The following is a 9139-nucleotide window of genomic DNA, read 5'->3' as shown; positions in this document are numbered from 1 at the left end:
TCGTACCGTGCGCAACTGGAAGCGCATAGACAAGGTCTGGCTCAACCCGGATAAGGTCAATGAAGAGCTACCGGAAACCATGAAGCTTGTTGCATGAAAAAGCGGACATCATTGTTGACAAACACCGGCATATGGTCCAGATATCCAGCTGGAAGCCCTAAGAGAGACTGCAAAGCCCTCTAGGGTTACCTACGATAATTCAGTTATAGCATGGGTCGTGGATGCGTTCATGTATGCTCAGGATATGGTTAAGCTCAGTCAGTATGGACGAATCGGTGCTTCAGGGATTGAGTTTAAAAAGCCTTAGAGTTCGCGCGGATCCAACTTACCTGCGATGTCTGCGAAACTGGTTAGGAGCAACCCATATCAATACGATAGAGCGAAGCTCCCGAATACTCGCGCGCTATTCTACTGTTTGTCCCATACCGGCTTTCTCCGTTCGCGAAAGGCCGACATTCCCTCTCGCGCCTCATGGCCCAAAGTTAACAACCCGATTTGGCTCTCTAAGAGCGAAATGGACTCTTCGAATCCCATAGCTTCAATCCGCCGCATGGCATATCGCCCTCGCCTAATAGCTAATGGGGCTTTATCCGTCATGCGACTTAAGAGCCATGAAAGTTGTACGTCAAGCTCAGAGCTCGGCACCACATAGTTAAGGAGTCCGAGCCGTCTTGCCTCCTGAGCGTCAATTAGTTCGCCGGTATAGCAAAGCTCATACAATGCTCTTGAAGGAATAATCCGTTGCAGTACCGATAATACCTGCATTGGAAATACGCCAACCTTCACTTCTGGTAGGCCAAAGACTGCATCGTCCACTGCAATTGCCATATCGCACATCGCGAGGAGGCCCATACCTCCTGCCACACAGGCCCCATTAATACGGGCGATTAACGGTATTGTTGATGCTTGAGCTGCACGTAATAAGTTCGCGAATGGCGAGGTGGGCGACGCATCGTCCAATACGAATGAATCTCCACTTTCTAGATCCGCTCCCGCACAAAATGCTTTTACTCCCGCACCTGTAATAACGATAGCCCGAATAGTACGATCATGACCCGCGTCTTCAATAGCTTGACCCATCTCATTCATAAGATTGGGATTGAGGGCATTTCTCTGCCCGGGCCGATTTATGGTTAGCCATAAAATTGACTGACGTTTCTCTGTAATCAGCATGTCTTTCGCTTTCATTCAATATTTGTTGTCCGGCGCAACTGCTTGTTGATTTTCAGCCAACCAGTTTCCAGGAAGCTTCATGTCCATAATGAACCCGTCACCTCGATACCAGAAAACTCCGCAATAAACGACCCGGCCCCGTGCGTCCACAAAATGGCGAATCACCTTCGCCACGGGCGCGGAGAAACCATAGTTCAGTGTGCTAGAAATAACCGTATCGGCCGGCTCTACCGTAATTATTTGACGAATGTTCTTTATCTTTGATGGTGAATACTCGTACACCAATTGGGCGAGTTTCCGTTCTTTTTCAGCCTCGAACGGAAAACGCTCAAAAATTGACCTCACGATATAGATATGCATCAATACAAATGCGTTTCCCTTATGAATGTGCACTTTTTTGAGAAGGAGATACTCTTCGTTATCTGGATGCGCTGCTAAGATTTCGAATGGGATAATGGCCGGATGAGCGGGACTAATGATCTTTATCTGAAAGTCACCTGTCGGCGATGAAATCTCATTAATCGTAGAGTGCAACTGGTTCTTTGTTAAATTTGGCACGTCGATAACCACCGTACCTCTTCCACGAGCGCTCTTTAGCAAGCCTTCATCGATAAGATTTCCTATGGCGCGACGGACCGTCGTCCTAGCTAGTCCATGTTGAGAAGATAGTTCCTCAAGAGTCGGAACACAGCTACCCACCGGCCAGACGCCCTCGGCAATCTTATGGCGCAGAACGTCGGCAAGCCTTACATACAGCGGAATACCCGAGTCTCGCTTTGTCATATAGTCGAGTGCGACCACTATTGCTCCTTTACCAGCAAGATGTTCCCTGTTTCTAGACCGGATCGGGCCAGCTATATGGCAAGGCCTTTCTATCCATAAAGTCACGTGCCGCGCTAGCATGATACTTAGTGGAATAAGCAATTCCTTGACCACTCATTTCAGTTTCCGCCATCACGGCCGTGTCCGATGAAAACGACCGCAATAAAGCTGACTTGCAAAGAGCGAACGCTGCTGGCGGCAGATGAACCATAGCACTGGCAATCTCTAACGCCCTTGGAAGCAGCTGCTCTCGCCCAACCAACTCGCTAACAATTCCGTATTCGAGAGCGGTCCTTCCATTGATCTCACGGGCGCTATATAAAAGCTGCTTAGCTCGGGACCAACCAACAGTCCTAGGGAGGGTAAACAGCGCTGCCGCATCAGGAATAAGTCCTAGCCGCAAAAAAGACAGGCAAAATTTTGATTGTTCTGTGGCTATTACTATGTCGGCTGTTAGTGCAAGGCTGAATCCTGCACCATAAGCGCAACCGTCCACTGCCACAATGACAGGCTTGGGCAGTTCCAATAAGGAATAAGCACCCCGAGTAACGGGTGCAATTCGATTCCGCCCAGCCTCTGCGTCCAGCTCTCCTGGACGCATGGTGGAGACATCTCCTCCGGAACAGAAATCATTGCCGTCACCCGATAAAATGACTACTGCAACGCTTTCATCATCACGGGCCCGAGCAACCGCATCCCAAAGCTCACTACGCATGACCATGTCGAGCGCATTCTTCTTCTCTCTTCTATTTAAGATAATATGCGCGACACCACCTACCGCCGCATATCGAATTCGTTCGTATAACACCTGTTGATTCTCCATCGACTCGTATCACTGCTTAGGCACGCCGGCATCGGTCAGCATAGTGTCCCAAATTTTAAGTTGATCCCGAATGAAATCACTGAACTCATCCGGCGTGCCTGTTTTGGTCGTATCCATCGCAGCCATGTCTTGAAAATGCTTTACCACAACGGGTCTTAGTGCAATTTCGGTACCCGCAATATTTAGCTTATCAATCGCCTCCTTGGGCGTACCTTTGGGCGCCACAAGACCAGTCCATGAAAAAACGTCGATGCCAGGAAAACGCTCGCTCATGGCAGGTACATCGGGAAGACCGGGTGTGCGCTGCGCGGAGGTAACAGCTAGAGGCAGTACTCTTTGTCCTTGTACATAGGACATCGCCGCCGACAGGTCGACCACCATCAACGGCACTTGATTCCCTATCACCTCCGTAATACCTTGCGGGCTGCTTTTATAGGGAATGGGCACCATATCCAACCCTGCCTTCTTTGCTAGAGACATTCCGCCCGCAATGTGCGCTGTGTTTGCATGCGCCCAAGACAATTTTCCGGGGTTGGCCTTGGCATAGGCTAAGAACTCATCGAATGTTTTGTATGGCGTTTTAAAATTGGTGATCAAGACCGAAGGAACGTCGCCTAATCGAACCACTGCATCAAAGTCTTTTATCGGATCGTACCGAAGATCAGAGTAAAGATAAGGGGCTGCCGACAAGGTCGAATTAGACCCATAGAGCAACGTATAGCCGTCTGCGGGAGCCTTAGCCACGTAGGCAGCTGCAATGGTTCCATTGGCACCCGGCCGATTCTCTACGATTACCGACTGACCTAGTGCATCGGAAAATTGTTTTGCATAATACCGAGCCGCTAAATCAGTTCCGCCACCTGCGGCAAATGCGACGACAATTGTGATTGGACGCTCTGGATACGCGGCGTACGATGGCGAGGCGAACCCGCCCGCAATTACAGCAACGACAGCACTTAACTTAAAAAGCTTTTTCATCTTGTCTCCTTGGTCTTTGATATTTGATAAAGCTGGCAATCGAACGACTAAATAATTCCTTCGTGCTCCATATGGTCCAGTTCGGCTAAGGTAAATCCCGCTTCGGTTAGCACTTCCCGGCTATGCTGCCCCAACGAAGGAGCCTGGTGACGCGTAGAGGGAGACGTCCGCGACCATTCGGCCGGGTGTTTCATAGACGTTATAGAGCCGACTTCAGAGTGTTCCTGCATAGAGAAAAAACCGATGTCGGCCAAATGCGGATCAAGACGAAGCGATTCAAAAGTATGAACAGGGAAGCACGGAATATCTGCCCGCCCCAGAACATCGACCCATTCTGCGGTGGTTCTACTGGAAAGTTCTTTTTCTATAAACGAATAAACGAAATCCACGTGCTCAGTTCTGGCTCCGATATTGGAAAATCGCCTGTCTTCATCCATCAATGTCGCGCGGCCAATAGCGCAAAAAAATCTTTGCCATTGCGCATCGGTATAGACCGTGCAGCCCATGTATCCATCTAGAGTCCTGTAGGGCCTTCTTGATTTGCTCAGTAATCTTGGGTAGCCATATGAGCCTTGCGGAGGGTCAAATACCTGGCCAAATAAATGATCGCCCATAACCATATGGGTCATCGTCTCAAACATAGGAATATCGATTTTTTGTCCTTTCCCGGAGCGACTGCGATCAAATAGAGCGGCACATATTGTTCCATAGACATATACACCCACACTCCGATCTACAATCGTGATTGGTATATAAAGCGGCTCACCATCTTGAGCGAGAGAAAGGGAGTGGGCCATGCCGCTAGCCGCTTGGATTAAGTCATCAAATGCTGGGTCCGCAGCATACTTGCCACCTTGACCATACCCATAAGCTCCAACATAAATTAGCCGCGGATTAACTGCTTCAAGCACGCGATATCCCAGCCCGAGCCGTTCCATGGCTTGGGGCCGGATGTTATATAACAGGACATCTGCATCTTCCGCCAACTTCAATAGCGCTTTTCGTCCAAGCTCCTGTTTCAGATCGAGCACGACGCTACGCTTATTGCGGTTGAGATTAAGGAATAGAGGACCTAGTCCTTTTTGCCCGTTAGGTCCTACGCCGCGTATGCTATCCCCTTGGGGGGATTCAACTTTGATTACGTCCGCGCCTAAGTCCCCAAGATGCTGTGTTGCATATGGACCCATAATTACTGACGTCAGATCCAACACCCGAATTCCACTGAGGGGTCCCTGATCCATATGCATTCCATCCGAAAGTATCTAAGTAGGTACTTAAGTATATGCCGTCTGAACTCCGAAGACAATAGCTGCCAAAAAAATGGGGGGCACTGATGCGTTACCTGGATTGCGTAGCGGAGCTGCAAACAGTGATGAAGTCCCGTGTTTCCAAACCGTCGGTCGTGGTTGATAGAGGGTTACTGCCTATCGATAAGCTCACACGAATTGCAGTTCGTAGCGCTGCCTAATGGGCAACCACCTGACGGCTTCCCAAGCATGGTTTGACAATGAAGTGAGTGACTTGCGAGCAGAGGCGTCTGCGCGACATCGAGGCCCGAACGAACCTCAAAGCCCCGAAGGCTGAGAACCGATACGACCCAACTGCGCCACCCGTATACAGCAGCATACGCGCCACCATGCCTTTCCTGGCAAGCCAATACTTACACGCGAAACTGCTGAGAAAAAACCTCCTATAGTGTTTCATAGGCGCTGTGAAGTCGATCTAAACGAGGTCGTGTACCAGTTCATACGGTAATGGTAGGGAGCGGATATTGGCTTACCAGGAAAGGACAGTAAACGGAACCAGTGATCGTCGACATAAGTGCGGAGCGCACAGTATTAGAAAACCGAAGTCACGCACCGGCCCGATATTGCGGGCCAACACGTAATCCGTGCCGACGAACACTATTCATGAGGTTACTCCTTGGCGCTTTCGCGCTCGTTGATAAAAATCCGCACCTCTATCAAACCGGGTAACCTCAATTTTGACAAGGCCCTACTGTCAGATCAAATTGAAACTACTACAGCTAAAAATGTGAACACCAAGGGACTTTGTCGTACTTTAATTACCAAGCGATTTTGTCGCATTCATCAATTACCAGGGGAAATTGACGGATCTATTTGATCAGTGATTCTCTGAATATTCCATTGTGCGTATTCGGAGATCGCGAAGGATGATTATTTTGGATTCCAAAGCTCAACTCACCGCTGATGTGGTCTCTAAAGTCGCACAAGGCAAGATCCGCATTGTTAATGCGGCCAAGCTATTGAATAAGTCTCGGCGTACCATTGAGCGGTAACGATACCGCTGCTGCATGCTCTATCAGAAAATCCCGGAACGCCGCCGCGGCAGGCGACAGCGTGCGACCAGGCGGTGTGACAACACCGATCTCGCGAAACGCGGGAGGCCGGAAATGTAGCAAACGACATCGTTCCAAATCGAGACCATGCAAGGCGCTTCGAGGAAGAATAGTCGCTCCCATGCCGGACGACACCAGGGCAACGAGTGACGACGTTCCGGTAAGCTCCTGCGCCGCCTCGACGGTGAACCCCTCCTTCTGGAACAAGATATCCAGTTGGTCACGCAGATCAACCCCTGGCGGGTTTAATAGTAGTGGACGGTGTATCAAGTTCTCTATTCCCACCATATTGACTCCATCAAATTCCGTATAGTCGACCGGCACTACGGTCAACAAATCCTCGCGAAACAATGTGCGGAAAGGCACTCCGACCGCACGTGGGCTTCGGGACAATACGCCAATATCGACGGCTCCCTGACTGATCTGCTCGTACGCACGACGCGAATCAATATCACGCACCTTCACCGTAATACCCGGATATTTTGAGCGAAACGCTGAGAGCAGTACCGACATATAGGTCGCAACCAGGGAAGGCAGTACAGCAACCAGGATGGCGCCTGTTTTTAAGCGGCCTTCAGTTTTCAGCTGCGTAATTACGCGTGCCAGCTCGACGCCGGATCGTTCAAATACCTCATTGAGCCGAGCGCCCTCCGCCGTCAATGAAACGGACCGAGTATTACGTTGCAACAGCTGAACCCCCAGCGCGCTTTCCAACTGTCCTATCTGAACACTGAGAGCAGACTGTGAAATATGGAGTTCCTTGGCTGCTGCACGAAAGCTTAAATTCTGCACCACTGCACAGAAGGCTGTGAGGTGATTCAGGTTGACCCGGCGCAATATCGGCATCCAACTTTCAATCATTGATCGTCCTTAGTTATCGATCGTTCAGAATATACCGTTTGTTAAGTCAATATGTGGAGAATAAGATAAACGGGTTGGTTCATATAACTGCCAGACAAACTGGCGTCCTTCCAGGAGGAGACAATGAAATATCGCTCGACCCGTCGCGCTGCCATTCGTTTGTTAGCACTGAGCGCAGCCCTCGCGTTTCCGTTCGGCGCTCTGAGCGCGCAAAATGATAGCTATCCCTCTAGAGCCGTGACAATCATCGTTCCTTACGGACCAGGCTCAAGTACAGATATCCTTACGAGAATCGTCGCTAAACACATGTCCGAACAGTTTGGACAACCGGTAATCGTAGAGAACAAAGCCGGAGCAGGCGGGTCAATCGGCAGTGCCCAGGTCGCCAAGTCGACGCCAGACGGTCATACTTTAGTCATGGGCACCATTTCATCGCACTCGATTAATCAATCGATGATGAAAGACCTACCCTACGATGTGCTGAAGGATTTTGCACCTGTCTCGCTCGTTGCCTACTTCCCCAATGTGCTGGCGGTGAATAAGGATGTTCCCGCTTCAAACATAGCTGAGCTGGTAGCGCTCGCTAAATCACGAGGCGGCATGGCCTATGCCACCGGAGGCGTAGGCTCTTCAGGTCAGATGGGTGGTGAACTGCTGAAACTGCGCACGGACGCACCGTTAAATCACATCCCCTACAAAGAGGTAGGCAAAGCCATTACCGACACCTTAGCTGGCCATGTCCCAATGCTTTTCTACCAAGTACCCGCACTGGTATCGCAGATAAATGCCGGACAGCTAAAGGCCTTGGCTGTGCTCGCACCAAACCGAACACCGCTCCTGCCGGACGTGCCTACATCCACAGAGCAAGGGATCGCTGACTTCGACGCCACCGCATGGATGGGATTGTTCGCACCGACGGGCACACCACCCCAGATTGTCGCCAGACTCAACCAAGCCGTTCGCACTGCGGCCACGGATACCGAACTCAATAAACAACTGGGTCCCCTAGGTTTCACCATGGTAGGAAACCCCACTGAAGAATTCCAAAAATTCGTGAAGCAAGATATTGACAAATGGGCGGAAGTGATCAAAGCGACTAAAGCCAATACACAGTAATCCATACAAGCACCCAAGCAGAGGAATACCTTTTTGTGACTACTACCATTACTTTAAGAGAAGTCGCCCACTCAAGATCAGGGGAAAAAGGCAATAGCAGCATGATTTCTGTTATTGCCTATGACTTAGCCGACTATGAATTACTTCGACAGCAAGTAACTGTGAGTGCCGTCGAAGCCCTCTTTGGCTCCATCACTAAGGGGAGTATCGAGCGCTACGAGGTGCCCCGTAACGGTGCGCTGAACTTCGTCGTACACGAGGTCCTTGAGGGAGGGCGTTCGAGGACACTGGCATTTGAAGAGTCTGGTAAAGCGCTCTCATCGCTGATGCTTACACTGCCGATAACAGTCCCGGAGGGACGTCGTCCAAGGAAACGTATTGGACACTCCGCAATCGAACCCAAGACGAACGAGTCGGTGCCCGAGCAAACCGAGGGAAAGAGAATACGCCTCGGTTCGGCTACGGCTTGGTCACGTGATCGGTTCGGGCCTGCCGAAGCACTGGTGGAGCGTGGAGCGCTGGACTACATATGCTTCGAGTCGATGTCGGAAGTCACGATGAGTGCCGTCCAAGCTGCCAAAGAGGATGGACATAGCACGTTGCCATATGACCCATATTTGATCGATCGTCTGGGTCCGATTCTCAAGGCTTGCAAAGATAAAGGGATCAAGATCATTAGCAACCAGGGTTGGATGGATCCGGATGCTGCTGCGTTACGGCTTCAATCCTTCGCTGAGCAGGAAGGAATAAAAGGTTTGAAGATCGCCGCTGTCCGAGGCGGTATTCTCACTGACGAAATTACCGGGCTTGGCCTCTCTTTTCTGGAGACGGATAGCAAAATCTCGGATAGCAGCGAAGTTATCGTGTCCGCCGAGGCCTACGGTGTTTGTCAACAATGATGTCCGCTTTTTCATGCAACAAGCTTCATGGTTTCCGGTAGCTCTTCATTGACCTTATCCGGGTTGAGCCAGACCTTGTCTATGCGCTTCCAGTTGCGCACGGTACGA

At 50.5% G+C, this 9139-nt stretch carries 8 protein-coding genes; 2 read left to right on the top strand and 6 right to left on the bottom strand.

Annotated elements, in window-relative coordinates; genetic code table 11:
- Positions 1-408: 408 nt before the first annotated feature.
- The 6 genes from CR155_RS20305 to CR155_RS20280 all read right to left on the bottom strand — a co-directional run bounded on the left by CR155_RS20305 (position 409) and on the right by CR155_RS20280 (position 7016).
- Complete coding sequence (locus tag CR155_RS20305) at positions 409-1188, bottom strand: enoyl-CoA hydratase/isomerase family protein (protein ID WP_102071876.1); 780 nt, start codon at positions 1186-1188, stop codon at positions 409-411.
- Positions 1189-1974, bottom strand: coding sequence for a GntR family transcriptional regulator (locus CR155_RS20300; protein ID WP_158238309.1), 786 nt, complete (start codon positions 1972-1974; stop codon positions 1189-1191).
- Between the two features lie 34 nt (positions 1975-2008).
- On the bottom strand, positions 2009-2818 hold the full coding sequence (locus CR155_RS20295) for an enoyl-CoA hydratase/isomerase family protein (RefSeq protein WP_102071874.1): 810 nt from the start codon (positions 2816-2818) through the stop codon (positions 2009-2011).
- Between the two features lie 9 nt (positions 2819-2827).
- Positions 2828-3796: a Bug family tripartite tricarboxylate transporter substrate binding protein gene (locus CR155_RS20290; protein ID WP_102071873.1), complete on the bottom strand. Its 969-nt coding sequence runs from the start codon at positions 3794-3796 to the stop codon at positions 2828-2830.
- A gap of 47 nt (positions 3797-3843) precedes the next feature.
- On the bottom strand, positions 3844-5037 hold the full coding sequence (locus tag CR155_RS20285) for a CaiB/BaiF CoA transferase family protein (RefSeq protein WP_102071872.1): 1194 nt from the start codon (positions 5035-5037) through the stop codon (positions 3844-3846).
- Positions 5038-6059: 1022 nt separating this feature from the next.
- On the bottom strand, positions 6060-7016 hold the full coding sequence (locus tag CR155_RS20280; protein ID WP_102071871.1) for a LysR family transcriptional regulator: 957 nt from the start codon (positions 7014-7016) through the stop codon (positions 6060-6062).
- A gap of 123 nt (positions 7017-7139) precedes the next feature.
- Between CR155_RS20280 and CR155_RS20275 the strand changes: the two genes are divergently transcribed.
- A complete protein-coding gene (locus CR155_RS20275; protein WP_102071870.1) occupies positions 7140-8132 on the top strand; it encodes a Bug family tripartite tricarboxylate transporter substrate binding protein in 993 nt (330 codons plus the stop codon).
- A gap of 35 nt (positions 8133-8167) precedes the next feature.
- The gene (locus CR155_RS20270) at positions 8168-9031 is read left to right on the top strand and encodes an acyclic terpene utilization AtuA family protein (protein ID WP_233214436.1); all 864 of its coding nucleotides are present in this window, start codon (positions 8168-8170) and stop codon (positions 9029-9031) included.
- Positions 9032-9139: the final 108 nt, after the last annotated feature.

This window comes from Pollutimonas nitritireducens (genome assembly GCF_002849615.1).
Classification (GTDB): Bacteria; Pseudomonadota; Gammaproteobacteria; order Burkholderiales; family Burkholderiaceae_B; genus Pollutimonas; species Pollutimonas nitritireducens.
This window is presented reverse-complemented; position numbering and strand designations above follow the sequence as displayed.